Here is a 26414-nt window from a genome sequence, read left to right on the forward strand (position 1 = left end):
GTGGTGGAGGACTCGCCCTGGGCCAGTGCGCCCAGCCGTGAGATGCTGCGCGAGGCCAAGCGCAATGCGGTGCTGACGACCGCGGCGAAGATGTTCAACGAGCGCGGCTTTCCTGCCACCTCTCTGGACGATATTGCCGCGCGCCTGCAGGTCTCCAAGCCTACGCTGTACTACTACGTCAAGAACAAGGACGAGATTTTGCTGGAGTGCGTGCGCAAGGGCCTGCACATGACGCTGGACGGTATCGAGGCGTCGCGCCAGGCAGGAGGAAATGCGCTGGACCAGTTGCAGGCCTGCATGCGCAGTTATGCGGCCATCGTGATCCAGCCCTTCGGCACCTGCCTGATCCGCGTTGGAGACGAGCAGGTGCCCGCTGAAAGCCGCAAGGAACTGCGCAGGCTCAAGTCAGCCATCGACCACGAGTTCCGCAAGCTGGTGGCGCAGGGGATAGAGCAAGGCCTGCTGCGCCCCTGTGATCCCAAGATGGCAGCCTTTGTGATTGCCGGTGCGCTGAGCTGGATTGGCCGTTGGTACCAGGAAGATGGCGACTACACGGCAGAGCAGGTGATTGACCAGTGCGTGGAGCAACTGCTCTGCGGGGTGTTGATGCCGGTGCCGGCCTCGCCGACAGTTACACGCAAGCCTGGCACAAAAAAAGCACCGACCCGCAAGGGGCCAGTGCCTGAGATGTGACGGCTTGCAGGCAGCTTATCTGCGTCTGGCGATTTCGCGCGCGCAGGTGATTCCCACCAGAATGCCCCACAGCAGGATCAGCAGCGCTGTGGCCAGGTATTGCTCGCCCTGCTGCATGGCCACCCAGGAGCCCGCCAGGGCCACAAGGGCTGCAACGCGCATCATGCGCCGCAGTTGCTGGCCCGAGAGGCGCGGGCGCAGATGCCACAGTGCGGCAAGCGATACGACGGCCAGCGCCGTCATGGCAACAAACAGGGCGCCGCCGTACGGAGCGGCCCATTGGGTGAGGGAGTCGATCATGCGGCAATTGTCGCAAACACCGGGTCAGCTGGCGTCCGGCACGGGTTTATCGGGGGATGCGGCGCGTTATTAGAAATCGAATCCGGAATCAGTCTCGGGTGACGCGCATCACTTCTTCGGCGGTGGTGATGCCTTCGCGCACCAGGCGGTCGCCATCGTCGCGCATCAGGTGCATGCCGGCGGCAATGGCGGCGCCGCGAATCTCGGATTCCGGCGCCTGCGCATGGATCTGCGCGCGGATCTGGTCGTCCACCACCAGCAGCTCGAAGATGCCGGTTCGGCCGCGGTAACCGCTGGGCTCGGTGTCATCCACGCGGCGCACCAAGCGCTGGGCCAGTACTCCCAGGAGCGATGACGACAGCAGAAACGGCTCCACGCCCATATCGGTCAGACGGGTGATGGCGCTGGTGGCATCGTTGGTGTGCAGCGTTGCCAGCACCAGGTGGCCCGTGAGCGAGGCCTGGATGGCTATCTGCGCGGTTTCGAAATCGCGGATTTCACCAATCATGATGATGTCCGGGTCCTGGCGCAGGATCGCGCGCAGGGCCTTGGCAAAGGTCAGGTCGATCTTGGGGTTGACCTGTGTCTGGCCGATGCCGGGCAATTCATATTCGATCGGGTCTTCCACCGTCATGATGTTGCCCTGGCTGGCATCGAGCTGGCTCAGCGCGGCATACAGCGTGGTGGTTTTGCCCGAGCCCGTGGGCCCGGTCACCAGCACGATGCCGTGTGGTTGGGCCACCAGCTTTTCGAAGCGGCGCAGGGTTTCACCCTGCATGCCGACCGAGCCGAGGCTGAGCTTGTTTTCGCTCTTGTCCAGCAGGCGCAGCACGGCACGCTCGCCATGGGCACTGGGCAGGGTGGAGACGCGCACGTCGATGGCGCGCGTGCCCAGGCGCAGGCTGATGCGGCCATCCTGCGGCAGGCGCTTTTCCGAAATGTCGAGGTCGGCCATGATCTTGAGGCGCGAGATCAGTGCGGCGTGCAGTGCGCGGTGTGGCTGCACCACTTCGCGCAGCGCGCCGTCGATGCGAAAGCGCACGCTCGAATGGCGCTCGTAGGGCTCGATGTGGATGTCGCTGGCTCCATCACGCGCGGCCTGGGTCAGCAAGGCATTGAGCATGCGGATGATGGGCGCATCACCTGCGGATTCCAGCAGGTCTTCCACCGCCGGAATGTCCTGCATCATGCGCGAGAGATCGGTGCCTTCCTCCACTTCGCTGATCACGGTGGCGGCGTTCGATTCGCTGTGCGAGTAGGCAGCGCTGATGCGCTGGGCCAGCTCGGCATCGGCCAGTTGGGCCAGGTGCTGGACCGGAAACTTGCGCAGCACCTCGGACAGTGCGGCGCCGTTGGGCACGGCGCCGTGCCACAGCAGGTACTGGCCGGTATCTTCTTCCAGCAGCAACTGGCTGCTGCGCGCAAAGGCATAGGGCAGGGGGTGGCGCATCGGGTCAACCGTTCTTCGATCAAGGCTCGAAACGCATGCCTTGCGGCGTGACGGTGAGTGCTGGTGCCTGCAACACTGGCGCTTCGGAGTAGCCCAGCGGGGTGCCGGAGGTTTGCTGTGACATCGGCGTGATGATGGCCGAATCGTTGACCGGCACCATGGTGCTCGGTGTCGGCTGGTTGCTGATCTGCAGGCCGCGCATCAGGTCGTAGCGGTCAAGGCTGACCTGGCGCGTGGTATCTGCATCGCGCATGACAACGGGGCGCAGGAACACCATCAGGTTGGTTTTCTTGCGCGAGCGGGAGTCGCTGCGGAACAGCGCGCCAATGCCGGGCAGGTCGCCCAGGTACGGGATCTTCTGCACAGAGCCAGAGTACTGGTCCTGCAACAGGCCGCCGATGACGATGATGGAGCCGTCATCCACCAGCACGGTCGACTCGATGGAGCGCTTGGTGGTGGAGGGCCCGTTGGTGTCCTTGGCCGTGCCGTCGATGACGTTGGAGGTCTCCTGGTAGATGGTCAGCTTGACCGTGCCATTGGCATTGATCTGCGGGCGCACGCGCAAGGTCAGGCCCACATCCTTGCGCTCGACCGTGGTGAAGGGATTGACCGTGCTGGTGCTGTTGGTGGATGCATAGGAGCCGGTCACGAATGGCCGGTTTTCGCCCACCAGAATCTGCGCCTCCTGGTTGTCCAGGGTCAGGAGATTGGGCGTGGCCAGAATATTGCCATCCGCATTGGATTGCAGCAGGTTGGCCAGGGCGCCCAGCACATATTCGCCGTTGTGCTTGAAGGCGATGCCTGCGTTCATGCCTGCGCTGGGCTTTGCTCCAGAATAGTTGCCATTGTTCTGGCCGGTGGCAATGCCTGCTGCGAGGTCGAACAGGTTGGCGCCGCCCACGCTGAAATTGTTGCCCAGTATGCCCACCACGTTGTTGCCCTGGCCAAGAAGGCTTTGCCACTGCACGCCAAACTGGGCGGCCTTCTCGGCGCTGACTTCCACGATCAGGCTTTCCACCAGCACCTGGGCGCGGCGGCTGTCCAGTTGGTCGATCACGGCGCGGATCTGGCGGTACAGCGGCTCTGGCGCGGTGATGATCAGCGAGTTGGTTGCGGTGTCGGCCTGGATGATGCCGCCAGTGGCACTGCCGGTGTCGGTGCTGCTGCTCAGGGCCGTGCCGGTATTGAGGCGGTTGTTGCCGCCCAGGGTGCTGTTGTTGCTGGTGCTGGTACCCAGCGATCCCGAGGATGTGCCGCCCAGCGAAGTGCTGCCGCCCATGCGGGTGCTGCTGCTCTGGCTGCTGCCCGACAGGTTGGTGGCCGGGCTGGCACCGCCGCCATCCTGGCCGGTCAGCGCCGCGCGCAAGGTGGTGGCAAGCGCCGTGGCATCGGCATTGCGCAGGTACACGACGTGGATGTTGCCGGAAGCGTCGCCCCGGCTCGGGCTGTCGAGCTTGCTGATCAGGTTCTTGGCCTGCGTCAGGCGGGCCGGATTGGCCGCGCGCAGCAGGATGCTGTTGGTGCGGCTGTCCGCCAGGATGGCCGTGCGGTAGGCATTGTCCGCCTGGGCTCCGCCGGGTTGCGCAGCAGCGCTCGGCACGCCGCCACTGCTGGTGGCGGCGTTGCCACCTTCCACCAGGCGTTGGAGCAGCGGGACGATGTCGCTGGCCACGGCATGCTGCAGCGGCACGATCTCGACATCGCTGGCGTTGGCCACATCCATGCTGGCAACGATGCGCGAGAGGCGCTGCAGGTTGTCGGCGTAGTCGGTGATGACCAGCGAGTTGTTGCCGGGGTTGACGTTGATGGTGTTGTTGGGGCTGATCAGCGGGCGCAGCACGGGAACCAGGTTGCTGGCGTTTTCGTAGTTCAGCTTGAAGATCTGGGTCACGATCTGGCCGCCGCCCTGCACCTGGCCACCGGCTCCGCCCTGGCTGATGCGCACGGTGCCGCCCTGCAGCTTGGCATCGGCCTCGGGCACTACCTTGTACAGGCCTGCGGCTTCGACCACGGTGTAGTTCTGCAGGCGCAGCGCGGCAAGAAACTGCTCGAAGGCGGCGCTCGGCGTTACCGCCTTGTCGGTCACCAGGTTCATCGTGCCCTTGACGCGCGGATCCACCACCACATTCTTGCCGGTGATGGTGGCCATGGTACGGGCAATGGATTCGATGTCCGCATTGGCAAAGTTCAGCGTCACCGGCTCGCCCGGGCGAATGCTGGATGTGGCCGTGCTGACAGCGGTCTGTGCATGGATGCTGCCTGTGGCGCCCGCCAGCAAAAGGCTTGCTGCGATTGAATGCAGAGCAAATCGAACGCTGTTCTGTGTGAGATTCTTCATAAATTCAGTCATTCAGGTCGCAGGGCACCAAATGGGCGCTATCCATATTCATCGTCCTCTTGGGGGCGAAAGCGAAGCGATTCAGGGGAGCGTTCATCTAGCCCACCGATAGCAGCACACGCTTGCCGTTGCGCTGCCCAATCATAGTCAAGAGATTGGCAAGGGCTGCTTCGCGGCCCTCGGCCGCCCAGGCCTCACCCTGAAAACGCAGGCGCTGGCCAACCCATTGGCCTTTGCCCTGCAGTTGGAGGGCGCCGTCCAGGGTAGACAGTTGCAAGGTGGTCATGTCGCCGCCTTGCACCTGCACCCGGTAGCTGCCCAAAGGCTGGATGGTGGACAGGCGCGATGTCACGGCCATGGCATCCAACTCGGCGCCGCCTTGCACCTGCAGGCGCCCTGCATTCAAGGCCAGCGAAAGATCACGCGTTTTGAGCAGCAATTGTCCCTGGGCCTGGATGGTGTTCCACGGTGTGCCCAGGCCTGCCAGCAGGGCAGCAGGCCAGCGGCTTTCGTGCGATGCCAGTGTGATGGTGGCGCCACCCCAATGGGGTTGGATATGGATGGGCAGCGGCGTTGCCATGCAGCAGTCCGCATTCCAGCGCATGGCAAGGCCCGTGAACTGGGGGCGCAATTGCCAATCGACCCGACCGGGCAGCGCCATCTGGTCGCGGCTGGCTTTGCCACCGGTCAGCACCCACTGGGCCGATCCGTTCCAGACCGTGCCGCCCGTTTCGCGCAGTTGCAACTGGTCCTGGGTTGCCCAGGCAAGGCCCTGGGCCAGCCAATAGGCGGGTGCGTATGCCACCAGCGCCGCCGCTCCGCCCATGCATGCTCCGGCTACTGCCCAGCGCCAGGGTGCGCGCGCGGTCCTGGCAGCAGTCGTGGTCGGGTGCGAGCGAGACATGGACATGGAAATGCGCCGCCTTACTGTCCGGCCTGCACCGGCAGTTGCAGCACGATGCTGCCTGACCAGGTGGGTGCGGCATCCGCTTTGGCCGCATTGTTGCGCGTCAGGCGCAGTTCGGTTGGAATGGCATGGGCATTGGCCCGCACCTGCCCCAGCCAGCGCTGGGTGGAGGCTGCGGATGCATTGCTCAGTGTGACAGTGACACGTTCGCCCAGCACGGACAGCTTGGCGGTCGTACCCAGTTGCTGGGTGAGGCTGGATTCCAGCTGCTGGCGCGCCTGTGCGGTCGTCAAGGTGGTGGCCGATTGCAGCTGGCGCGCTTCGCTTTGCAGTGACAGCATGCGGGCAAGGTCGGCATCCAGCCGCGCGTGCTCTGCGGGCGCGGTACGCCAGGCCTGCAGCACAGGGGCGATGGCCAACCACCACAGCAGGGCAATCAGGACCACGGCTGCCGCCAGGGATACGCCACGGCGCTCGCGTGCATCGAGCGCCATCCAGCGCTGGCGCAGTTGCCCCATGGCGGTATGGGTGTTGGTGGCTGCTTTGCGGGCTGGCATGGGGGCGTTGTTTCTCATGGCCGGGCCTCCGCGCGGATCACCCACTGGTCGTTTTGCATGTCGGCGCGCAAGCCCTGGGCCTGCAGCTTGGTGCGGAAGGCATCAAAGCCATCGGTGGGCAGGCCGCGCAGGCGCAATTCGCTGTTGCTGTATTCGATGCCCGATGGTGTGGCGCTGGCTGGCAGTGCGGCGAGTGCTTCGCCTGCCGCAGCAAGCAGTGGTTCGGCGTCGCCCGCTGTCAGGCCGCCCGAGGCCTGGCGCAGGTTGGCCACTTCGCGGGCCATCTGCACAGGGGCATCGACCACCACCTGCACCTTGGGGAAGGTCGTGGTGAGCGTGCTGCGCACCAGCGCGGCCTTGGCGCGCAGTTGCTGGCGCTCCTGCCAGGCCCAGATGTTGGCGCCGATCAGGGCAATCAGCGCCAGGGTGACTACGCCCCAGCGGGCCGGTTTCCAGCCAGGGGCATGCAGTACATCGTTGAGCCCGCTGCCCAGGCGGCGTTGCAGGCGGTTGCGGCCACTGTTGGCAAATTCCAGCTGGGCCAGGTCCCAGTCGCTGCGTGCTGCATCCAACATGGATTGGGCCGGGGAGTACAGGCGTACCGGGCGCTGCAACAGTTGCTCGGTGGTACTGGCCACAGCAGGCTCTGCATGCACTGCGCTGTCAGCATCCAGGGGCGGCAGCAATGGCAGGGTGTCGCGCGACAGTGGCAGCACGAGCACGGCGTCATCCGGGCCGGTGCCATACACCACGGCCTGTGGCCACTCGGGGCTGCCGGTGATCAGCAGCTGCGCGCCATCTGGTGAGGGTTCGCCGGGCGCATGGCTGGGCACGACGCGGGCGACGGCGCGGCCAGCGGCTTCCAGGTTTTGCAGATGTTCGCGCAGCCAGGCGCGGGGGCAGCAGGCAATCCATATGGGCTCGCCTGCAGCGATGTGGGTGGCGTCCGGTTGCAGTGCAAAGTGCAGTTGGGCCGGGTCATCGAGCAGGTGTTCTTCCAGCACGCCCTCCAGCACGGCACGCAGGCGGGGCGACCCGGACCCCACGCCCTGCGGCAGGGGCGCACGTTGCCATGACAGCATGGCCGCCGGTACCACGGCCACCACTTCTCCCGTGCGGCCTGGCTGGGGCAGGAGTCCGGCAGTGGTGTTGCCTTGCTGGCTGATGGCCTCGCCGTCCGGCGACAGGGCATAGCTGTAGCTGGGGGCCGTGCCAGCTCCCAGGGTGCCTGTGTCCGGGCCATTGGCCATCGGCAATGAAATCAGTAATGTACTCATGAGCGTGTTGTGCGCTGCATTGTAGAGGGCTGGCGTTCACCGAACTGCAATACGCTTGTCATGGCTTGTCTCTACGGCGATCTCGTCGCTGCTGCCTTGTAGCGGTGGGTGTTTTCAAAAGTAATAGCGGCTGGCGCACATTGCGATTGGGCTTTGAATGAAATGTATGAAAAATTCAAGTCCAGAAAATAGATGAAGCTCTTATTTTTATAGCGTTGGATATTTTCTGGGTGACGGGGGTCAGCAAGCATGGCTGCCGTTGTTACAAGAAGAGCGCGTGCCGTCACTGCCCTCCCGGAAAAGCCGAGCTGCCTTCGGCCAGCAAAGAGGCGGGCATGGCCGCTCCGCGCTCGCGCACCACGGTCGACACGGACAGGCCCTGGCGGTAGACCAGCGATTTCTCCTGCACCACCAGGTCATCAAAGCGTAGACGAGCCCAGACTTCAAAGTAGGCGGTTCTCACATCGAGAAGGCTGGTGGTCGCTGCCACTGCCGCCGTCAGTGCCTCGTTGTTGGGAAAGCGCTGCTTGATGTCAGCGAGGTTTTCAAATGCCTTGGTTGTGCGCGTCTGAGTGATCTGCTGGGCTGTGGCAAAGTCCAGGCCATCGACTGCTGCCCAAATGACCGTGGGCGAAGCTGTATTGATATTGACCATCGTGGTTTGCGGCAGAAGCGTCACATAGGGCTCCAGCGCTGCCAGCGTGGCGGGTGACAAGCCCCACCAGGCCAATTCCTTGTAGGTACGGGGCAGGAGTGGGGCATTGGCGGCCTTGCCTTCGCTGCGCAATGCGGCCAGGGCCTGCTGGCTCAGCACGGTCAGCTCAGCGCTGGGCAGGCCCAGGCGCTCGAACAGACGCTCGAACTGGCGCCGGGTCGTTGGATTCAAGGCATTGCTGCTGACCAGGTTGCGGATGTTGAGCCGTGCCTGGGCGTCCACCACGGCACCGGACAGAAAGGCCTGCGCCGCGTCGATGGTGGCATCGTCCACATTGGTCTGGTTGTTGGTGGCCTGCAGAAAGGTGGACAGGCGTGCCTCGGCCAGTGGAACCGACCAGGGCTCGGTCAGCGAGTCGGTGCCGCCGCTGGTACGCGCATCATGGCGCAGGATCTGGCGCGAAAAGTCCAGCCCGCCCAGCAGCAGCCACGCGGCCTGCACGCGCGTGCGCTCGGCTCCTTCTACCTCCAGATTCCTCCATTGCTGCCACACGGCGCTGGCCGCAATGGTGGCCACCAGGGTGACGGTGAGCATGGCTGCCAGCAGGGCGGCGCCGCGCTGACTCAGGCGGGTGCCATGGCTCATGATTTGTTGCCCCCCAGAATGGGGTTCACCCAATCGGATGTGATGGTGCCGGACAGCGCGCCGGGCGCGGGTAGCTCCAGGCTCAGGCGCACGCCATCGGGCAGGGGTGTGTCGGTGGGGTTGTTCGGGTCGGCTCTGGCGTCGGTGGCGCCGCTCGACAGCGGGTTGCTCCAGCTGTTGCCGCGAAAATACAGCAACTGCCACCCGCGCACCGGCATCAGCACGGTGGTCTGCGGAATGCCGTCGCCGTTGTTGCCTGCATTGCCGTCGATGGCTCCATTGGTGACGGCGTGGTTGGCCATCTCCCAGGCCTGCTGCCATTCCTGTGCATTGCGTAGCGGGTGCGACTGCCAGCGCACCCAGTGGGAGCGACCCTGCACATTGCGCAACGCCCAGCCCACCACGCGCAGCCCTTGCTCGTTGATGTCGCTGCTGCGGCGGGTGATGCGCAATACCCGGCCATTCCATTCGATGGGGATGGTGGCGCCCACGCGCTCGATCGCGTTCAAATCCGTATTCCACTGCGCCAGCGCTGCTTGCGCCACCATCACTTCTTCGCTGTAGACCCTGGCCTGTTCCTGTGCACGTACCATGCCATCGATACCGCGCCAACTGGCCACCGTCATCACGGCCAGAATAGCAATGGCGATCAGCAGCTCAATCAGCGTGAAGCCTTGGGAGTCGCTGGTAATTTTGCGCAGCCTTGGCGCTCGATAGCCTGCCTGGGCCGCCCTACAACGCGGGTTGTCCTGGCAAACGCCATCTCTCCACTGGGGGGGGTATGTGAAACGACTCAGGGCAGGGCGCATCTCAGTATCTGCCTACGATCGTCGTGAGGCGCAGCAGTGGTGTGGCGCCGTCAAACACATGCGCGTCAATGCGCCGGAAATCCGGATTGGGAGTGGGAAACACGCCCACGCGCACGTCAAAAATGCGGCCGGCCTGTTCACAGGCCACGCTGCTGGTGCCCAGGCCCGGCAGTTGCTGTGACAGCCGAGCTGCAGCCAGCTGGTTCTCGGCACACAGCTGGGCCAGCATCACATCGCTTTGGCGCCCTGCAGTCTGCGTGAGGGCATTCATGGCCTTGCCACCAGCCAGCAGCGCAATGGCGACAATGGCGAGCGCCACCAGAACTTCGATCAGGGTGAAGCCTCGGCCATGCCAATGCAGGTTGCGCGTGCGGTGTTCCATGGCCTGCTGTGTTAGTGGCCTTGCAGCGCAAACGGGCGCACGCCGTCGGTCGCCACGAGTACCGTGTTGGCACTGCGGCTGGAATGCGCGATGGCAATGGCTTGCGGGCCAATCAACGGCTCGGGGCCCAGGATGATGTCGCCTGCTGTACGCGCTGCGACCGGCGGCTGCAGCCATGCCACCCGGCGCGTGCCGCCCTGCAGGCCTTCGATCACAAAACCATTGCTGTCCGCACGCCAGCGTGCAGGCTGGCCGCTGGCGCGAGACTGCGCGCGCGCCGCCTCCAGTTGCGCGGCAAGGCGCTGGCCTTCGCGCTGCAACTGGTCCTGGCTGTTATCTCCTATCGCAAACACGACGCCGACGCTCACCAGTGCCATCAGTGCGATCACGACCAGCAGCTCCACCAGCGTAAAGCCTTGGTGGAGTCTGTGCATTGATTTGCTATGGTTTTTGATGATCATCCGCAATATGGACACATGCCGGCAGCCGAAATAAGTTCGAAAACGCTGCGGATGCCCACGATTGTCAACAGGTTCCTGCCGGCTTACTGCCAGCTGCCGATGTCGGCATTGTTGCCGTCGCCGCCCGATTGGCCGTCTGCGCCAAAGCTCATTACATCCACTTCACCCTTCACACCGGGGTTCAGGTACTGGTATGGATTGCCCCAGGGGTCCTTGGGCAGCTTTTCCAGATAGGGTTTCCAGTTCATGGGCTGCGGGCCGCTGGCAGGGCGGTTGATGAGTGCAGCCAGCCCTTGCTCTGCAGTGGGATAGCGTTGGTTGTCCAGCCGGTAACGCTTTAGAGCGCCCATGATGTTGGTCACATCGGTGCGGGCAGCGGTGACCCGTGCTTCATCGGCGGCGCCGATCACATTGGGCACGATCAGTGCGGCCAGCACTCCGATGATGACCAGCACGACCATCAACTCGATCAAGGTAAAGCCACGCTGAACGTGGGCTGAGGCGCGGCGCGCAGCCGGCAGCAGGCGGGTAGAAAACATCATGCTCTCTGGGCAAAGTTTCGGAAATGACATCTGCGTGCATCATAATCTGCGAATGGTGACACTCTCGCGCAACCCCTGGTCTCCTCGGCTCGTGGCCGGCCTTTTATGGGCTGGCGCTGCTGCATTGGCAGTGTTCTGGGGGCTGACGCTCTCGGCGCCGCGCCAGGTGTCTGCAGTGCCCCAGGCGGGCGGTACCGCGCCCGTACAGGCCAGCGGCGCTGCCATGGCGCGCGTGCTGGGCGTGCTGGAAGGTGCGCCTGTTGCCGCTCCCGCAGCCCCCACGCGTTGGCGCTTGCTGGGAGTCATGGCTGGCAAGAACAGTGGCGGCGGAGCCGCTGTGATCGCGGTAGACGACCAGCCTGCCAAGGTGTTTCGCGTGGGCAGCACGGTGGCCGACGGTCTTGTGCTCCAGTCGCTGCGCAGCGATGCCCCCCGTGCCGTGAGCCTGGGCGCTGGCATCGATGGCCCCGCTGCAGTCACCATCGAGTTGCCAGCCATCAAAGGCATAGGCGCTGAGCCACAGCCTTCGGCCGTGCCGGCAGCAGCCGCGCAGCAAGCCAACGTGGACCACAGCACCGGCGTGCTGCGCGATCGCTGACCTGCACCATGAGCCGCATTGCGGATGCGCTGATCGGCCAGCCCCGGCAGGAGGGCGATATTGCCACTGCCATTGCGCAGGCGACGCAATGCCTCGAGCGGTTTACCGACGCTTTCAACCAGCAGGATCTGCCGGGCATGGACGCCTGCCTTCATTTTCCGCACCAGATGTGGTCGGGGGCGCAATTGCTGGTGTGGCAGCAGCCGGGGAACCATCCACCGGATTTCTTTGAACTGTTGCGCGCCACAGGCTGGACGCACACCCGCTACGAGGCCATTTCTTCGGTGCTCGCCAGTGCGGACAAGGTGCACTTCGTGGTGGATTACACCCGCCGAGGCTTGGGTGATGCCGAGCTGAGCCGCCACCGGAATCTGTGGGTTGCCGTGCAGCATGAAGGACGCTGGGGCATTGTGCTGCGGTCGTACTGACAGCCTGCCAGGCCTCACTCAAGGCAAGCCAGCAGGCTGGATGGGTAGCAATGGTTCAGCGAAGCGGTAACCGAATCCATTCACCATAACCCAGCTTGACCGAAGGCCAGTCCTTGGCGGTGGGCTGACGCTCGCCGCGCGTAATGAGCCAGTGCGCACATTGCGCCACCCCAGCATGGGCCAGCCACAGCACGGGCTGGCCTGAGGTCTGAGACTGTACGCGTGCAGCGGCCAAAGCACGGTCCACGCGAGCCATCATCGCAGCCAGCGATTCGCCACCTCCGGGTGGATGGTTCCAGAAATCGGCAGTCCAGGCGTCCATCTCGGCGCGCGCGATGGCATCCCAGCGCTGGCCTTCCCAGTCGCCAAAATCCATTTCGGCCAGATCGGGATCGGCTTTCAGTGTGAAAACAGCATCAAGCGCTTGAAGGGACAGTGCAAGTTGCTCACATCTTTGTAGTGGTGAATGCCATACTTCGCCAGGCGCCAGCCCCTCTTTCAGCCAGGCTTGCTGCAAGGCAGCGGCTGCAGCCGCCGTGGCCTTGTCGTCAGCCGCCAGATTGCTGCGTCCATAGCAAACCCCAGGAGCGACGATGGGCTGGGCATGGCGTTGCAGCCATAGGGAGCTGGGGCTGCTCATCCCGCAGCCTTGGCCAGCCAGGCCCCGATGGGACCCAACGACAGTGATATACCCAGGTAAAACGCAATCTCGCCCACCTGCTCGATTGCTCCCAACCCATCGCCGGTAAAGCCTTGCAGGCGGCGATGGAACCATTGGCGCATCCATAGTGCTGCGGCGGCGCTCAAGGCCAGAGCGCACAGCAGGGCGGGCAGGCCTTGCCACCAGGCAAGCAGCACGGCAGCAGGCAGCGCCCACAGCACGCAGCTCACCAGGCCATTGCGGGTGATGAATTCGGCCAGCGGCTTGCTTTTGGATTTGGCGGTGCTGCCGACATGCGGCAGGCTGCGGACCACGAACATGGGCCACAGCCTTGCAATGACATGGGCGCCGATGAGCGCGGCCAGTGCCAGGCTCAGGCTGTGGCTGGTCAGCAAGGCCAGCAGCGCTACTTTGCTCAGTACAGCCAGCAACATGGCCATGGCGCCATAGGCACCGATGCGCGAGTCTTTCATGATGTCCAGCGCGCGCTCGCGGTCATGGCTGCCGCCCAGGCCGTCCACCACATCGGTCAGGCCATCTTCATGGAAGCAGCCGGTCAGCAGCACCGTCGCCAGGGTGCTGAAGATGGCGGCAACCAGGGGGCTGTAGGTGTTGTCGGTAGGCAGCAGCTGGTCAAAGGTGGCCAGGATGCCCGCTGCCACCAGGCCCACGATCCAGCCTACACCGGGAAAGTGCCCTGCGCTGGCGCGCAGCATTTCGGGGCTGTAGCCCACCCAGTTTGCCAGGCGGCCCGTGATGGGAATGCGGGTGAAGAACTGTACGGCCAGCAAAAAATGGCGAAGGGCTTGCATGGTGCTGTTTTGCTATGCCAAAAATAGCATCCAATGCCCTGTTTGCTGGCGCTGCATGTTCATTTTATGACGAAGCCCTGAGGAACAGCTGGTAGGCCGGGTTATTCGTTTCTTCCACCCATGGGTAGCCCAGGTTGTTCAAGAATTTCTCGAAGGCCTTGGAGTCGCCCTTGGGTACCTGCATGCCCACCAGAATGCGGCCATAGTCTGCGCCCTGGTTGCGGTAGTGGAACAGGGAGATGTTCCAGTTGGGCGCCATCAGGCTCAGAAACTTGAACAGCGCGCCGGGCCGCTCAGGAAAGATGAAGCGCAGCAGGCGCTCGTCCTTGGCGAGCGCCGAATGCCCCCCCACCATATGGCGCACATGTTCCTTGGCCAGCTCGTCAAAGGTCAGATCCAGCGCCTCAAAGCCGTTTTTCTGGAAATTACGGGTGATCTTCTCCGATTCACCCTTGCTATTGGTTGAGATGCCGACGAACACATGGGCGCGGCGGTCGTCGCTGATCCGGTAGTTGAACTCAGTGACGCTGCGCGCACCGCCGGGCAGGTTGCCCACCACTTCGCAGAAGTGCTTGAAGCTGCCCCGCTCCTCGGGAATGGTGACTGCAAGCAGCGCTTCCTTCTCTTCGCCCACATCGGCACGCTCGGCCACAAAGCGCAGGCGGTCAAAGTTCATGTTGGCACCGCTCAGAATCGCGGCATAGGTTTCGCCCTTGGTCTTGTGCTTGGCCACATACTGCTTGATGGCGGCTACCGCCATGGCGCCAGATGGCTCCACCACCGAGCGGGTGTCGGCAAAAATGTCCTTGATGGCTGCGCAGACGGCATCGGTGTCCACGGTGATGTATTCATCGACCAGGCTCGCGGCAACGCGGAACGTTTCTTCACCCACCAGCTTGACGGCTGTGCCGTCGGCGAACAGGCCAACATCGGACAGGGCGACACGCTTGCCTTCTCGGGCCGACTGCACCATGGCGTCGGAGTCGTTCATCTGCACGCCGATGACTTTGATCTCGGGGCGCACGGCCTTGATGTAGTTGGCAACGCCGGCAATGAGGCCGCCCCCGCCAATCGGCACGAACACGGCATGAAGCTGTGAAGATCCGATTTTTTGCACCTGGCGCATGATTTCCATTGCAATCGTGCCCTGCCCGGCGATGACATCGGGGTCGTCAAACGGGTGGACGAAGGTCAGGTTCTGTTCCTTCTGCAGTTGGAGGGCGTGTTCGTAGGCATCGGAAAAGCTCTCGCCTGCCAGCACGGCCTCGCCGCCCATGCTCTTGACGGCATCGACCTTGATCTGCGGGGTGGTTGCGGGCATCACGATCACCGCGCGCACGCCCAGGCGGCTCGCGGACAGCGCCACACCCTGGGCATGGTTGCCCGCCGATGCGCAGATTACGCCGGCCTTGAGTTGCTCGGGTGAGAGCTGGGCCATCTTGTTATAGGCACCGCGCAGCTTGAAGCTGAACACCGGCTGCTGGTCTTCTCGCTTCAGGAGCACCTTGTTGTGCAGGCGGCGGCTCAGGTTCTTGGCGGGGTCGAGATCGGATTCCACGGCGACGTCATAGACGCGCGCGGTCAGGATTTTCTTCAGGTAGTCGGCCGGCGTCAGCGCGGCAGCAGTCTTGGAGGGCATAGGAAATGCACGCTTGGGAAAATGGGCAACAGGACAGACAGGCAAACGGATCGGCCAGGTGCAGACAAAGGGCGTCTGCCGATGCGCTGACCCGAGGCATCGCTTGTGGCTGCCTGGAGAGTGCCGGTGGACAATCAGCGCATCAATAGGGATCGCTGCACTATAACCGCTGGCGAGCCATACAGCGGCACGGCGGCAGATTTGTCGCCGCGTGGGCTGTTCGGCTGGCCTGGGATCGTTGCTGGGATCGCGGGCGATTGAGTGGAGGCGGCCGTGTGCTTGGGTACAAGGATAAAAAAAGCCCCTGATATGCATCAGGGGCTTGAAACCACCATTGAGAGGTGGAGGAGACAACCAGCATGCTACATTCGTCAGCCCTTGCGGGGCGAGGACTGCGAAGAGCAGATGAACCAAGTATAGCGGTGATTCTGTTGCAATGCAGCAAAATTATGTCGGCGGCTCATGTTTTTTCACAATCATGGCTATAGCCATCAACGGTTGGTGTGGGCAGCGCCGTTTCTGTCACACTGGCAGCCGTTGAATTTTGGAGAGATGCAATGGAATGCACAGTCACCTGGACAGGCGCAAGCGGTGCGCGATCAGGAATGGGTTTTGTCGCCGAAACCGGCAGTGGCCATGTGGTGGCCATGGACGGTGCGCCAGATGCGAACAATCCAGCCAATGGTGGTCAAAACCTGGCGGCGCGCCCCATGGAGTTGCTGCTTGCGGGCACGGGCGGTTGCACGGCTTATGATGTGGTCCTGATCTTGAAGCGTGGCCGTCATGATGTGAAGAACTGCACCGTCGCCTTGAAAGCGGAACGTGCAGACACTGAGCCCAAGGTCTTCACCAAGATCCACATGCAGTTCACGGTGACGGGCAAGGGCATTCCGCCTGCAGCGGTAGAGCGTGCCATTGCCATGAGCCACGAAAAATACTGCTCGGCGAGCATCATGCTGAGCAAGACCGCCGAGATCACGACCGGTTTTGATCTGGTGGAAGCCTGATCAGGGCAAAAAAGGTCTCTGGCGCTTGACTGGAAAGCGCGGGCAGCTATCAAAAATTACAGCGTTGCCGGGTGAGCTGCCCGGCAACGCCGTTTCATTGACGCTCCGTGGCTGTCAGGGAATTGGATCGCTGCAGGATGGCGGGGCCAACCTGCCTCAGGTGCAGCAGGCGCAAGGTCCATTAAGAATGCACTAGACACTAGATATAGTGCGCGGTGGTCGTCATCACCTTGGCGGCCACTTGCATCAAAGCCTTGGCGGGAGGGGGAACGGGCACCGCTCCGGCGTCCACTGCGGCGGCTGCGTGGCGCTCTTCGTCATCCTTCATCTGTGCAACCACGGCGAGCGACGCGGCATCCTGTGGGGGCAGGCGATCGATATGGGACTGTAAGTGAGCGGACACCTGGTTTTCGGTTTCTTCCACAAAACCCAGGCTGGCGCGGTCACTCACCTTGGCCGCCACGGTTCCGATCAGGAACGCACCGGCAAACCACAGGGGATTCAGAATGCTGGGGCGCTCGCCGAGAGCCTGAAGGCGCTGGTGGGTCCATGCCAGGTGGTCCATCTCTTCTTGCGCCGCTTCCAGCAGGTGTTCGCGCAGGCGTTCATCCTTGGTCACCATGGCCTGGGCCGTGTAGAGCGCCTGGGCGCAGACCTCTCCGACATGGTTCACACGCATATAGGCGCCAGAGAGTTTTTTCTCGGCCGCACTCAGGTCTGCCTCCTCAATGCCCGATGCCGGCGAAGGCTGGCTGGCGCGAGGTGTTGCAAAGAGGGTACGGAGCGCAGTATCAGCGGCACAAAGAAGTCGGTCTTGCATAACTGCCAATGGTACCCACTACAATGGAACTGCTGCAAACGGCAGGCATATTGCTCTCGCAAGGCCTTGTTTTGCGGCAAATTTTTTTGAAAAAAACAACGGCTGCTGACATTCGTTAAACGTTGCACACAAGCAACGATTTACACGGATTCGTCGTCCAAGTGGGGGAATTTGTTTGCGCAACCGACTGTGGTCTGTTGAAATAGAGATAACTTCCACACTAGGAGGTTGGCGCGGGAGCAGGTAGAAGTTGTGCAGATCCGTGAGGCTGACATCAACCCCCCCGTACCAGCGCCGTCTGTTAAACCTTGGAGTAACTCGCAATGAAAAAATCTCTTGTTGCCTTGGCAGTGCTGGCCGCTTCCGGCGCCGCAATGGCTCAATCTTCCGTGACCCTGTTCGGTATCGTTGACGCTGGCGTGACCTACGCTAAGACCAGCGGTGGCGACTCCGTGTACGGCCTGACCAACTCTGGTAACGCTACCAGCCGTCTGGGCTTCCGCGGCGTGGAAGACCTGGGTGGTGGTCTGAAGGCTGGCTTCTGGCTGGAAGGCGCTATTCAGAACGACTCCGGCACCGGTGCTGGCGGTGGCGCTTCGGGTCCTGGCTTCGAATTCAAGCGTCGCTCGACCGTGTCCCTGATGGGCAACTTCGGTGAAGTGCGTCTGGGTCGTGAACTGACCGCTGCTTACAACACCGTGAGCGCATACGACGTGTTCGGTCAAGTTGGTATCGGCCAACACTTCGGCTTCGGCGTGGCTGGTTCGCCTTTCCGCGTGTCGAACATGGTTTCGTACTACACCCCTGGCATGTCTGGCTTCAAGGCTGGCATCAACTACGGTTTCGGTGAAACCGCTGGCGACAGCTCGTTCGGCCGTTACATCGGTGGTTCCGTTGGCTATGACAACGGCCCTCTGAGCGTTGGCCTGGGTCTGGAACAACAAAACGACCCATCTGCTGCTTTCGACAAGGAGCAATCCCTGGGTCTGGGCGCTTCGTACAACTTCGGCGTTGTGAAGCTGGCTGGTCTGATCCGTCAACAACGTAACACCCCTGTTGGTGGTGGCGACAAGTGGAAGATGAACTCCGCTTCCCTGGGCGTGACCGCTCCTGTGGGCGCTGCTGGCGAAGTTCGTGCCGCTTACAACTACTACGACGTGAAGTCGGTGGACGGCAAGGCTCACCAACTGTCGCTGGGCTACGTGCACAACCTGTCCAAGCGCACCGCTCTGTACGGCACCTACGCTTTCCTGAAGAACCAAAAGTCTGAAACCTTCAGCGTCAGCGCTAACGGCCTGGGTATCGCTACCCCAGCTGGCGGCAAGAACCAAAACGCTCTGACCGTTGGTATCCGTCACGCTTTCTAATTGACTGCTGGGTCTCCCAGCTTCAATCTGAAAAGTCAAAAGCCCGTCGAAAGACGGGCTTTTTTATTTTGCGCATACCTCTTTGCGGGACGGAGAGGAAACTGAACGTGGCTGGATGGGCTGTTGGTGCATGCTGGAATTGGCTACCTGTCCATGCTTGTTGCCAACCTGATTTTGTTGTCAATTTGTAGGAAATTGTCCTACAAATAGTCGACTCCCATGCAGGTGTTCGCGGGATATTGAGGAATATCTGAAACCGGTATCCGTCGTCGTCCTCAATGCAGCGCGGCAACAGGAACTCTGCGCACCAAATGTTAGTGATTGCCATCTGTATTCTTGTTGCCAGATGGAGATTTTCATGTGGCAAACATTCTTGTGCAGTCTGGGAAATATGGCATAGGCAACGTTTAGCAGAAAACTCACAAATTTGACGATTTCCTACCCTGGGGGAAGCACCATGAGGCAGTTGAGTTCCTTGCGGCATAGTGGAACTCTTTTTTCTGCGAGACCTTATGAAACAGCCTTCTCTTGCTCTAGCTGCAATAGCGGTAGCCGCCGCCATGGCAACTGGTGTTGCCCAGGCCAAGTCTTTCAAATGGGCCAGCCAGGCCGATGTGGCCAGTTGGGATATCCACGCGCAAAACAACGGTCTGCACAACGCCATTCACCCCTACGTCTACGAAACTCTGGTTACCTATAACAGTAAAAACTTCCAGACCGAGCCGCTGTTGGCCACTTCGTGGAAAGAGGTGACTCCCAAGCAAATGCGCTTTAACCTGCGCACAGGCGTGAAGTTTCAGGATGGATCGGCCTTCACGGCCGACGATGCCGTGTTCTCCATCACCCGTGCGATGGGCAAGACATCCAACTACGGCCCATTTGTGCAGGGCATCGAGAAGGTCGTGAAGGTGGATGATTCGACCATCGACATCTACATGATCGATCCCAATCCGGTCTTGCTGCGCCAACTCACCGAACTGCGAATGATGAGCAAGGCCTGGGCTGAAAAGAACAAGTCCACAGAGCCGATGGACATCAAGAAGGCCGATGAGAACTTCGCGCACCGCAATGCCATGGGAACAGGCCCTTACATTCTGGAATCCTGGCAGCCTGATGTGAAGATGGTGCTCAAGAAGAACCCCAACTGGTGGGGCAACATGCCGGGCAATGTGACGGCAATCACGTATACACCGATCAAGTCGGCGGCCACCCGCATGGCGGCGCTGCTCTCTGGTGAAGTGGACATGGTGCTGGACCCTACGCCGCAGGATCTGAACCGCCTGCGTGCCAGCCCGGATCTGAAGATCCTCGAAGGCCTGGAAAACCGCACCATCTTCTTCGGCATGGACCAGTATCGCGATGAGCTGCCGGGCTCCAGCGTCAAAGGCAAGAACCCGCTCAAGGACCAGAAGGTCCGCCAGGCACTCTACCAGGCCATTGACATCAATGCCATCACCAAGACCATTCTGCGTGGTCTGGGCAAGCCTACCGGCACCTTGGTGGCGCCCCAGGTCAATGGCTGGACCGAAGCGGTTGGAAAGCGCCTGCCCTATGACCAGGAGGCTTCCAGGAAGCTGCTGGCCGAGGCCGGTTACCCCAATGGTTTCGAGGTCGATTTTGCATGCCCCAACAACCGCTACATCAGCGACGAGGCCATCTGCCAGTCGGTGACTGCCATGTGGGCCAAGGTGGGCGTCAAGGCCAAGCTCCGCACGTTGCCGATGGCTACCTATTTCCCCATGATTCAGCGCAACGAAGCCAGCATCTACATGCTGGGCTGGGGCGTGCCGACATTCGATTCGCTCTACAGCCTGCAATCGCTGGTGCGCACGGTGGGCAAGGGCGGCGACGGCAACTACAACGTGGGTCGTTACAGCAACGAGCGGATGGACTATCTGGTGGATCGCGTGAAGACGGAAACCGACCAGCCCGTGCGCACGCGCATGCTGACCGAAGGCCTGCAACTGTCGAACGACACCGTGTCCCACCTGCCGCTGTATGACCAGATGATTCCCTGGGCGATGAAGAAGAACATCGACATGGTGCACCGCGCGGACAACCGCGTGGACATCAAGCTGGTGACCATCAACTGATCGAGAACTTTGGTCTTGGGCCCGGTGCCATTGGCGGCACCGGGCTATTTAAGAGATAGCGGGTTAGGCAAACAGGATGGGCGCAAGCCGTTGCTTTGCCATTGAAGAGAGTCAGCTATGTTTGCATTCATATTGCGCCGATTGATACAGGCGGTGATCGTGATGGTCGCCGTGGCGTTCATTTCTTTCATGCTGTTCCAGTACGTGGGTGATCCGGTCACCTTCCTGCTGGGACAAGACGCAACTCCCGATCAGATCGCCGAGCTGCGCAAAGCCCTGGGGCTGGACCAGCCGTTTTTCGTGCAATTCTGGCACTTCCTGCTGAATGCTGCGCAAGGCGAATTTGGCATCAGTCTCCGTCAGGGCGCAAAAGTGTCCTCGCTCATTGCCGAACGCTTTCCAGCCACCTTTGAGCTGGCCATGGTCGCTGCCGTGCTGGCGCTGGTCATCGGCGTGCCAATGGGGGTGTACGCGGCACTCAAGCGCGGTACGTTCATGAGCCAGATGTTCATGACCCTGTCCCTGCTGGGGGTCTCGCTGCCCACGTTCCTGATCGGTATCCTCTTGATCCTGATCTTCTCGGTGCACCTGGGCTGGTTCCCGAGCTTTGGCCGTGGCACGACCACGCAGCTGGGTTTCTGGAGCACCGGTCTGCTCAGCGCCAAGGGCTGGCACCACATCATTCTGCCGGCTATCACCCTGGCTATTTTCCAGCTCACCCTGATCATGCGCCTGGTGCGTGCCGAGATGCTGGAGGTGCTGCGCACCGATTACATCAAGTTTGCCAAGGCACGCGGCCTGACCAATCGCACCATCTACTTTGGCCATGCGCTCAAGAACACGCTGGTGCCGGTCATGACCATTACTGGCCTGCAGCTGGGTGGCCTGATTGCCTTTGCCATCATCACGGAGACCGTGTTCCAGTGGCCAGGCATGGGGTTGCTGTTCATCCAGGCGGTGACGTTTGCCGATATCCCTGTGATGGCGGCATACCTGTGCCTGATCGCGCTGATCTTTGTGGTCATCAATCTGATTGTGGATCTGCTGTATTTCGTGGTGGATCCGCGACTGCGCGTCGAAAAGTCGGGAGGACACTGATATGCAGCGTCTTCCATACAGCGCCAGTTCGCGGGCGTTTTCTCACCTGGCGCAGATTCACCCAGAGCTCACGGCATTTCGCCGCGATCTGCATGCCAACCCAGAACTTGGCTTTGAAGAAAAATACACCGCAGCCCGCGTGGCAGAGGCATTACGTCTTTGCGGCGTTGACGAAATCCACCAGGGGATCGGCAAGACCGGTGTGGTGGGGGTCATCCGTGGCAAGAAGCATGCAAGCCGCCGCATGATTGGCCTGCGTGCCGACATGGACGCGCTGCCCATCACCGAGCAGGGCAACTGCAGCTGGAAATCAGGCAAGCAAGGCCTGATGCATGCCTGCGGCCATGACGGCCACACCGCCATGCTGGTGGGCGCGGCACGCTACCTGGCTGAAACCCGCAACTTCGATGGAAGTGCTGTGCTGATTTTCCAGCCAGGGGAAGAGGGCTACGCGGGTGCGCGTGAAATGATCCAGGATGGGCTGTTTGAGCAATTCCCGGTGGAATCGGTCTATGCCATGCACAACTGGCCAGCCATGCGCCAGGGCACGATTGGCATCAACCCGGGGGCAATGATGGCGGCGGCCGACCGCATCCAGATCAATGTGGCTGGAAAAGGCGGCCATGGGGCGCATCCTTACCAGACCAATGATGTGGTGCTGGCTTCTGCGCATCTGATCACTGCCATCCAGTCCATCGTCTCGCGCAACGTGCGTGCCATTGATGCGGCGGTTGTCAGTATCTGCGCAGTGCAGTCTGGCGACCTGGGCGCCTTCAGTGTCACACCAGGCTCTGCCACCCTGGTGGGTACAGTGCGCACCTTCAACCCCGATGTGCAGAATCTGGTGGAGCGGCGCCTGGGTGAGCTGTGCCAGGCCGTAGGGCTGGCCTTTGGCGTGACGGCGCAGCTTCAGTACGAGCGCTCGTACCCTGCCACCATCAACACACCCGATGAAGCCTTGTTTGCTGGCGATGTGGCTGCCGAGCTGGTCGGCGAGGCGCAGGTCGTGCGCAACATGGACCCCAGCATGGGTGCGGAGGATTTTTCCTTCATGCTGCAGCACAAGCCTGGTGCATATCTGCGCCTGGGGCAGGCGGTCGGTGACGACATCATCCCACTGCACAACAACCGCTACGACTTCAATGACGATGTGCTGCCCCTCGGGGCCGCGCTGCACGCCGGCATTGTGGAGCGTGGTATGCCACTTGCTTCGGTCTGAAGCGTGTCCAACGATAGCCGGCCACGAGTCGGCATTCACAAGGGGTAGATGATGAAACATGCAATGCACAAGACCTTGGTGGTGGCCATGCTGGCTGCCGGCTGCATGCTGGCGGGTGCACAGACGGTACGCATTGGAGCGCAAGGCGATGCCTTGTCGATGGATCCGCATTCCTTCAATGAAACCGTGCAGTTGAGCGTGACGGGCAACGTCTATGAGCCACTGGCAGGGCGCAACAAGGATCTGAGCCTGCGCCCGGTGCTGGCCACCAAATGGGAGCAGACATCGCCGACAGTCTGGCGCTTCACCCTGCGCAAGGGCGTTCAGTTCCACGATGGCTCACCGTTCACGGCAGACGATGTGGTCTTCTCGATGATGCGCACGCAGTTGGAAGGCTCGGACATGAAGACCTATACCAACGCCATCAAGGAGACGCGCAAGATCGATGACTACACCGTCGATATCGAGTCCAGGGAGCCCGCCCCCATCCTGCCCAGCATGATCTCGCAGGTCTACATCATGAGCAAGAAGTGGACGGAAGCGAACAACGCGGTCAACCCCGTCGACCGCCGCAAGGGCATTGAGAACGCGGCCTCCTTCAAGGCCAATGGCACGGGCCCATACCGTGTACGCGAGCGACAGCCCAATGTGCGCACCGTCTTCAGCCGCAGTGGAAACTACTGGGACAAGGTGGACAGCAATGTGCAGGAGGTGGTCTACACGCCGGTTGCCAACGATGCCACGCGTGTCGCGGCCTTGCTGTCGGGGCAGGTGGATGTGATCGACCCGGTGCCGGTGCAGGACATTGACCGCGTCAACAACACCGGCAGCACGCGGGTGGTCTCCGGGCCGGAGCTGCGCGCCATCTTCATGGGCATGGACCACAAGCGCGATGAGCTGCTCAATTCCAGCGTCAAGGGCAAGAATCCGTTCAAGGACAAGCGCGTGCGCCAGGCCTTCTACCAGGCCATCGATATCGAAGGCCTGCACAAGCAGGTGATGCGCGGAGCTTCTGGAAACCTGGCCACCTTGATCGGCAAGGGTGTCAATGGCTATACCGACGACATCAAACGCCTGCCATATGACCCGGCTGCTGCGAAGAAACTGTTGGCTGAGGCGGGCTACCCCGATGGCTTCGAGGTGACGCTCAACTGCTCGAATGATCGCTACATCAATGACAGCCGTATCTGCCAGGCAGTATCGGCCAACCTCGCCAAGATTGGCGTCAAGGTGCAGCTCAATGCAGAAACCAAGGGCACCTATTTCCCGCGCATCATGCGCCACGAAACGGCGTTCTACATCCTGGGCTGGACGCCGTCGACCTACGACGCGCACAACCCGCTGCTGGCCCTGATGAACTGCAACGATGGCAAGGGTGCAGGGGCGTTCAACTACGGTAACTACTGCAACCCCAAGGTGGACGCGCTGACCCGGCAGGTGCAGTCGGAGACCGACACGGCCAAGCGCAATGCGCAGATCCAGGAGGCGCTGAAGATCGTTGCCGACGATGTCGGCTACCTGCCGCTGCACCAGCAGTACATGAACTGGGGTGTGAGCAAGAACGTGGAGCTGGTGCAGATGGCCGATGGCTTCATGCCCTTCAAATGGATGACGGTGAAGAAATAAGCAGTGATGGACCGGTGCTGCCAGGCCATGACCGGCAGTGCCACCATAGATGAGAGAAATATTGATGACGACGAAAAACCGACTCAAACGCTGGCTCGATAGCGATGTGGGCTACAGCTTCCGAAAATCGCCGATGGCGATCGTGGCAGCCATCATTGCAGCCATCTGCGTGTTCTGCGCGATTTTTGCCAACTGGGTGGCTCCGCACAACCCGTTTGACCTGACGACCCTGGAGCTCAGTGACGCCCGCATTCCACCCGTGTGGAGCGAGGAGGGAAGCTGGAAGTACATCCTGGGCACGGATGACCAGGGCCGGGATATTCTTTCTGCGCTGATGTACGGCGCACGCATCTCGCTGATCGTGGGCCTGGCATCGGTGGCGCTATCGGTCGTCGTGGGGGTGGCCCTGGGGTTGCTGGCAGGCTTCAAGGGAGGCTGGATCGATTCGGTGCTGATGCGCCTGTGCGATGTGATGCTGTCCTTCCCTGCCATTCTGGTGGCTTTGCTGATCGCCGGTGTGGGCCGTGCGCTGTTTCCCAACGCCAATGAATCGCTGGCCTTTGGCGTGCTGATCATCTCGATATCACTGACAGGGTGGGTGCAGTATGCGCGCACGGTGCGCGGCTCCACGATGGTGGAGCGCAACAAGGAATACGTGCAGGCTGCCCGGGTGACCGGCGTTGCGCCGCTGCGCATCATGATCAAGCATGTGCTGCCCAATGTGCTGGGGCCTGTGATGGTGCTGGCTACGATCCAGGTGGCTACGGCCATCATCACCGAAGCGACGCTGTCGTTCCTCGGCGTGGGTGCACCTCCCACATCGCCTTCGCTGGGCACCCTGATCCGCGTGGGCAATGACTACCTGTTCTCTGGCGAATGGTGGATCACCATCTTCCCGGGCCTGATGCTGGTGCTGATCGCTCTGTCGGTCAACCTGCTGGGCGACTGGCTGCGCGATGCGCTCAACCCGCGCCTGCGCTGATGGTGCAATCACAAGACGAAGAAGGACGAACCACGATGTCGTTGTTGGAAGTTAAGAATTTGGTGGTCGAGTTCCCCAATCGCCATGGTGTATTGCGGGCTCTGGACAATATTTCGTTCTCCATCGCTCCCGGAGAAATCCTGGGCGTGGTGGGTGAATCGGGCGCGGGCAAGTCGCTCACTGGCGCCTCGATCATTGGCTTGCTGGAGCCGCCGGGCCATGTGGCATCGGGCGAGATCGTGCTGGAGGGCGAGCGAATCGATCATCTGCCGCCCGAGAAGATGCGCCATATCCGCGGTCGCCGCATTGGCGCGATCTTTCAGGATCCACTGACCTCGCTGAACCCGCTGTACACGGTGGGTCGCCAGTTGATCGAGACCATCCAGACCCACCTCAAGCTGTCGGACAAGGATGCGCGCGAGCGTGCGATCCAGTTGCTCAGGGACACTGGTATTCCGGCGGCGGAGGAGCGGGTTGACCACTACCCGCACCAGTTCTCCGGCGGCATGCGCCAGCGTGTGGTGATTGCGCTCGCGCTGGCTGCCGAGCCCAAGCTGATTGTGGCCGACGAGCCAACCACTGCGCTCGATGTGTCGATCCAGGCTCAGATCATCACCTTGCTCAAGAACATCTGCCGCACGCGTGGTGCTGCCGTCATGCTCATCACCCACGACATGGGGGTGATTGCCGAGACCTGTGACCGGGTGGCCGTCATGTATGCCGGCCGGGTTGCGGAAATCGGTCCGGTGCATGAGGTCATCAACCATCCTGCACATCCCTATACGCGTGGCCTGATGGCTTCGATCCCAGATATGGAGGCAGATCGTGAGCGTCTGAACCAGATCGATGGCGCCATGCCGCGCCTCAATGCCATTCCCAAGGGCTGTGCATTCAACCCGCGTTGCACCAAGGTGTTTGACCGCTGCATGGAGCAGCGCCCCGACCTGATGGCGGCAGGGGCCACGCAGGCCGCATGCTGGTTGCATGCAGCCGACGATCGGCCGGGTGTGGCAGCGACGGAGGAAACGGTATGAGCGAGGTGGCGACG

At 61.8% G+C, this 26414-nt stretch carries 26 protein-coding genes; 11 read left to right on the plus strand and 15 right to left on the minus strand.

Translation table 11 applies throughout. The annotated features are described in order from the left end of the window. Positions 1 to 42: 42 nt before the first annotated feature. Complete coding sequence (locus ACH2DG_RS01925; protein WP_395024125.1) at positions 43 to 693, plus strand: TetR/AcrR family transcriptional regulator; 651 nt, start codon at positions 43 to 45, stop codon at positions 691 to 693. Between the two features lie 15 nt (positions 694 to 708). Here the strand turns inward: ACH2DG_RS01925 and ACH2DG_RS01930 are convergent, their stop codons facing one another. From ACH2DG_RS01930 to gspG, 11 genes are all read right to left on the minus strand, one after another. Further along, positions 709 to 993, minus strand: a complete 285-nt coding sequence (locus ACH2DG_RS01930) for a hypothetical protein (protein WP_395024028.1) — start codon at positions 991 to 993, stop codon at positions 709 to 711. A gap of 88 nt (positions 994 to 1081) precedes the next feature. Continuing rightward, positions 1082 to 2443 (minus strand): GspE/PulE family protein, encoded by a 1362-nt coding sequence (locus tag ACH2DG_RS01935; protein WP_395024029.1) that lies wholly within the window; start codon positions 2441 to 2443, stop codon positions 1082 to 1084. 19 nt (positions 2444 to 2462) lie between these two features. Next, complete coding sequence (gene gspD / locus ACH2DG_RS01940) at positions 2463 to 4781, minus strand: type II secretion system secretin GspD (RefSeq protein ID WP_395024030.1); 2319 nt, start codon at positions 4779 to 4781, stop codon at positions 2463 to 2465. 97 nt (positions 4782 to 4878) lie between these two features. Further along, complete coding sequence (gspN, locus tag ACH2DG_RS01945) at positions 4879 to 5685, minus strand: type II secretion system protein N (RefSeq protein WP_395024126.1); 807 nt, start codon at positions 5683 to 5685, stop codon at positions 4879 to 4881. Between the two features lie 20 nt (positions 5686 to 5705). Then, the gene (gspM, locus tag ACH2DG_RS01950; RefSeq protein ID WP_395024031.1) at positions 5706 to 6263 is read right to left on the minus strand and encodes a type II secretion system protein GspM; all 558 of its coding nucleotides are present in this window, start codon (positions 6261 to 6263) and stop codon (positions 5706 to 5708) included. Continuing rightward, entirely contained in the window at positions 6260 to 7522 is a 1263-nt protein-coding gene (gene gspL / locus ACH2DG_RS01955; protein WP_395024032.1) for a type II secretion system protein GspL, read from the minus strand. The genes gspM and gspL overlap by 4 nt, the downstream gene beginning before the upstream one ends. A 283-nt stretch (positions 7523 to 7805) precedes the next feature. Further along, positions 7806 to 8822, minus strand: a complete 1017-nt coding sequence (gene gspK / locus ACH2DG_RS01960; RefSeq protein ID WP_395024033.1) for a type II secretion system minor pseudopilin GspK — start codon at positions 8820 to 8822, stop codon at positions 7806 to 7808. After that, positions 8819 to 9631, minus strand: a complete 813-nt coding sequence (locus tag ACH2DG_RS01965) for a prepilin-type N-terminal cleavage/methylation domain-containing protein (RefSeq protein ID WP_395024034.1) — start codon at positions 9629 to 9631, stop codon at positions 8819 to 8821. Before ACH2DG_RS01965 ends, gspK begins: the two co-directional genes overlap by 4 nt. 1 nt (position 9632) lies before the next feature. After that, on the minus strand, positions 9633 to 10013 hold the full coding sequence (gene gspI / locus ACH2DG_RS01970; protein WP_395024035.1) for a type II secretion system minor pseudopilin GspI: 381 nt from the start codon (positions 10011 to 10013) through the stop codon (positions 9633 to 9635). Between the two features lie 11 nt (positions 10014 to 10024). Beyond that, positions 10025 to 10447: a Tfp pilus assembly protein FimT/FimU gene (locus ACH2DG_RS01975; protein ID WP_395024036.1), complete on the minus strand. Its 423-nt coding sequence runs from the start codon at positions 10445 to 10447 to the stop codon at positions 10025 to 10027. A 110-nt stretch (positions 10448 to 10557) separates the two neighbouring features. Next, complete coding sequence (gene gspG, locus ACH2DG_RS01980; protein ID WP_395024037.1) at positions 10558 to 11013, minus strand: type II secretion system major pseudopilin GspG; 456 nt, start codon at positions 11011 to 11013, stop codon at positions 10558 to 10560. 55 nt (positions 11014 to 11068) lie between these two features. On the opposite strand from gspG, the gene ACH2DG_RS01985 reads away from it, so the two are divergent. Both ACH2DG_RS01985 and ACH2DG_RS01990 read left to right on the plus strand, forming a co-directional pair. Continuing rightward, entirely contained in the window at positions 11069 to 11614 is a 546-nt protein-coding gene (locus tag ACH2DG_RS01985) for a type II secretion system protein N (protein ID WP_395024038.1), read from the plus strand. An 8-nt stretch (positions 11615 to 11622) separates the two neighbouring features. Continuing rightward, entirely contained in the window at positions 11623 to 12042 is a 420-nt protein-coding gene (locus ACH2DG_RS01990; RefSeq protein ID WP_395024039.1) for a hypothetical protein, read from the plus strand. 55 nt (positions 12043 to 12097) lie between these two features. On the opposite strand, the gene ACH2DG_RS01995 is transcribed toward ACH2DG_RS01990, so the two are convergent. The 3 genes from ACH2DG_RS01995 to ilvA form a co-directional block, all read right to left on the minus strand. Then, a complete protein-coding gene (locus ACH2DG_RS01995; protein ID WP_395024040.1) occupies positions 12098 to 12682 on the minus strand; it encodes a histidine phosphatase family protein in 585 nt (194 codons plus the stop codon). Continuing rightward, on the minus strand, positions 12679 to 13515 hold the full coding sequence (cobS, locus tag ACH2DG_RS02000; RefSeq protein ID WP_395024041.1) for an adenosylcobinamide-GDP ribazoletransferase: 837 nt from the start codon (positions 13513 to 13515) through the stop codon (positions 12679 to 12681). Before cobS ends, ACH2DG_RS01995 begins: the two co-directional genes overlap by 4 nt. A gap of 64 nt (positions 13516 to 13579) precedes the next feature. Continuing rightward, entirely contained in the window at positions 13580 to 15154 is a 1575-nt protein-coding gene (gene ilvA / locus ACH2DG_RS02005; protein ID WP_395024042.1) for a threonine ammonia-lyase, biosynthetic, read from the minus strand. Between the two features lie 557 nt (positions 15155 to 15711). Here ilvA and ACH2DG_RS02010 point away from each other — a divergent pair. Next, positions 15712 to 16161, plus strand: coding sequence for an OsmC family protein (locus ACH2DG_RS02010; RefSeq protein WP_224150298.1), 450 nt, complete (start codon positions 15712 to 15714; stop codon positions 16159 to 16161). A gap of 199 nt (positions 16162 to 16360) precedes the next feature. Here ACH2DG_RS02010 and coq7 read toward each other — a convergent pair whose 3' ends face one another. Beyond that, positions 16361 to 16981, minus strand: coding sequence for a 2-polyprenyl-3-methyl-6-methoxy-1,4-benzoquinone monooxygenase (gene coq7 / locus ACH2DG_RS02015; protein ID WP_395024043.1), 621 nt, complete (start codon positions 16979 to 16981; stop codon positions 16361 to 16363). 323 nt (positions 16982 to 17304) lie between these two features. Here coq7 and ACH2DG_RS02020 point away from each other — a divergent pair, with 323 nt between their 5' ends. The 7 genes from ACH2DG_RS02020 (at position 17305) to ACH2DG_RS02050 (ending at position 26400) form a co-directional block, all read left to right on the plus strand. Continuing rightward, positions 17305 to 18348 (plus strand): porin, encoded by a 1044-nt coding sequence (locus ACH2DG_RS02020; RefSeq protein ID WP_224150296.1) that lies wholly within the window; start codon positions 17305 to 17307, stop codon positions 18346 to 18348. Between the two features lie 560 nt (positions 18349 to 18908). Beyond that, positions 18909 to 20441 (plus strand): ABC transporter substrate-binding protein, encoded by a 1533-nt coding sequence (locus ACH2DG_RS02025; protein ID WP_395024127.1) that lies wholly within the window; start codon positions 18909 to 18911, stop codon positions 20439 to 20441. Between the two features lie 117 nt (positions 20442 to 20558). Beyond that, positions 20559 to 21539, plus strand: a complete 981-nt coding sequence (locus tag ACH2DG_RS02030) for an ABC transporter permease (RefSeq protein WP_395024044.1) — start codon at positions 20559 to 20561, stop codon at positions 21537 to 21539. Position 21540: 1 nt separating this feature from the next. Beyond that, entirely contained in the window at positions 21541 to 22758 is a 1218-nt protein-coding gene (locus tag ACH2DG_RS02035) for a M20 aminoacylase family protein (RefSeq protein WP_395024045.1), read from the plus strand. 51 nt (positions 22759 to 22809) lie between these two features. After that, entirely contained in the window at positions 22810 to 24384 is a 1575-nt protein-coding gene (locus ACH2DG_RS02040; protein ID WP_395024046.1) for an ABC transporter substrate-binding protein, read from the plus strand. A 64-nt stretch (positions 24385 to 24448) separates the two neighbouring features. Then, entirely contained in the window at positions 24449 to 25366 is a 918-nt protein-coding gene (locus ACH2DG_RS02045) for an ABC transporter permease (protein WP_224150291.1), read from the plus strand. A gap of 35 nt (positions 25367 to 25401) precedes the next feature. Beyond that, positions 25402 to 26400, plus strand: a complete 999-nt coding sequence (locus ACH2DG_RS02050) for an ABC transporter ATP-binding protein (protein WP_395024047.1) — start codon at positions 25402 to 25404, stop codon at positions 26398 to 26400. Positions 26401 to 26414 lie beyond the last annotated feature (14 nt).

This window comes from Comamonas odontotermitis (assembly GCF_040396735.1).
Classification (GTDB): domain Bacteria; phylum Pseudomonadota; class Gammaproteobacteria; order Burkholderiales; family Burkholderiaceae_C; genus Comamonas; species Comamonas odontotermitis_C.

Coding starts and splice junctions, on each gene's coding strand:
- ACH2DG_RS01925 (WP_395024125.1), top strand. CDS start 43: ATGCTGCGCGAGGCCAAGCGCAATGCGGTGCTGACGACCGCGGCGAAG.
- ACH2DG_RS01930 (WP_395024028.1), bottom strand. CDS start 993: ATGATCGACTCCCTCACCCAATGGGCCGCTCCGTACGGCGGCGCCCTG.
- ACH2DG_RS01935 (WP_395024029.1), bottom strand. CDS start 2,443: ATGCGCCACCCCCTGCCCTATGCCTTTGCGCGCAGCAGCCAGTTGCTG.
- gspD (WP_395024030.1), bottom strand. CDS start 4,781: ATGAAGAATCTCACACAGAACAGCGTTCGATTTGCTCTGCATTCAATC.
- gspN (WP_395024126.1), bottom strand. CDS start 5,685: ATGTCTCGCTCGCACCCGACCACGACTGCTGCCAGGACCGCGCGCGCA.
- gspM (WP_395024031.1), bottom strand. CDS start 6,263: ATGAGAAACAACGCCCCCATGCCAGCCCGCAAAGCAGCCACCAACACC.
- gspL (WP_395024032.1), bottom strand. CDS start 7,522: ATGAGTACATTACTGATTTCATTGCCGATGGCCAATGGCCCGGACACA.
- gspK (WP_395024033.1), bottom strand. CDS start 8,822: ATGAGCCATGGCACCCGCCTGAGTCAGCGCGGCGCCGCCCTGCTGGCA.
- ACH2DG_RS01965 (WP_395024034.1), bottom strand. CDS start 9,631: ATGCGCCCTGCCCTGAGTCGTTTCACATACCCCCCCCAGTGGAGAGAT.
- gspI (WP_395024035.1), bottom strand. CDS start 10,013: ATGGAACACCGCACGCGCAACCTGCATTGGCATGGCCGAGGCTTCACC.
- ACH2DG_RS01975 (WP_395024036.1), bottom strand. CDS start 10,447: ATGCACAGACTCCACCAAGGCTTTACGCTGGTGGAGCTGCTGGTCGTG.
- gspG (WP_395024037.1), bottom strand. CDS start 11,013: ATGTTTTCTACCCGCCTGCTGCCGGCTGCGCGCCGCGCCTCAGCCCAC.
- ACH2DG_RS01985 (WP_395024038.1), top strand. CDS start 11,069: ATGGTGACACTCTCGCGCAACCCCTGGTCTCCTCGGCTCGTGGCCGGC.
- ACH2DG_RS01990 (WP_395024039.1), top strand. CDS start 11,623: ATGAGCCGCATTGCGGATGCGCTGATCGGCCAGCCCCGGCAGGAGGGC.
- ACH2DG_RS01995 (WP_395024040.1), bottom strand. CDS start 12,682: ATGAGCAGCCCCAGCTCCCTATGGCTGCAACGCCATGCCCAGCCCATC.
- cobS (WP_395024041.1), bottom strand. CDS start 13,515: ATGCAAGCCCTTCGCCATTTTTTGCTGGCCGTACAGTTCTTCACCCGC.
- ilvA (WP_395024042.1), bottom strand. CDS start 15,154: ATGCCCTCCAAGACTGCTGCCGCGCTGACGCCGGCCGACTACCTGAAG.
- ACH2DG_RS02010 (WP_224150298.1), top strand. CDS start 15,712: ATGGAATGCACAGTCACCTGGACAGGCGCAAGCGGTGCGCGATCAGGA.
- coq7 (WP_395024043.1), bottom strand. CDS start 16,981: ATGCAAGACCGACTTCTTTGTGCCGCTGATACTGCGCTCCGTACCCTC.
- ACH2DG_RS02020 (WP_224150296.1), top strand. CDS start 17,305: ATGAAAAAATCTCTTGTTGCCTTGGCAGTGCTGGCCGCTTCCGGCGCC.
- ACH2DG_RS02025 (WP_395024127.1), top strand. CDS start 18,909: ATGGCAACTGGTGTTGCCCAGGCCAAGTCTTTCAAATGGGCCAGCCAG.
- ACH2DG_RS02030 (WP_395024044.1), top strand. CDS start 20,559: ATGTTTGCATTCATATTGCGCCGATTGATACAGGCGGTGATCGTGATG.
- ACH2DG_RS02035 (WP_395024045.1), top strand. CDS start 21,541: ATGCAGCGTCTTCCATACAGCGCCAGTTCGCGGGCGTTTTCTCACCTG.
- ACH2DG_RS02040 (WP_395024046.1), top strand. CDS start 22,810: ATGAAACATGCAATGCACAAGACCTTGGTGGTGGCCATGCTGGCTGCC.
- ACH2DG_RS02045 (WP_224150291.1), top strand. CDS start 24,449: ATGACGACGAAAAACCGACTCAAACGCTGGCTCGATAGCGATGTGGGC.
- ACH2DG_RS02050 (WP_395024047.1), top strand. CDS start 25,402: ATGTCGTTGTTGGAAGTTAAGAATTTGGTGGTCGAGTTCCCCAATCGC.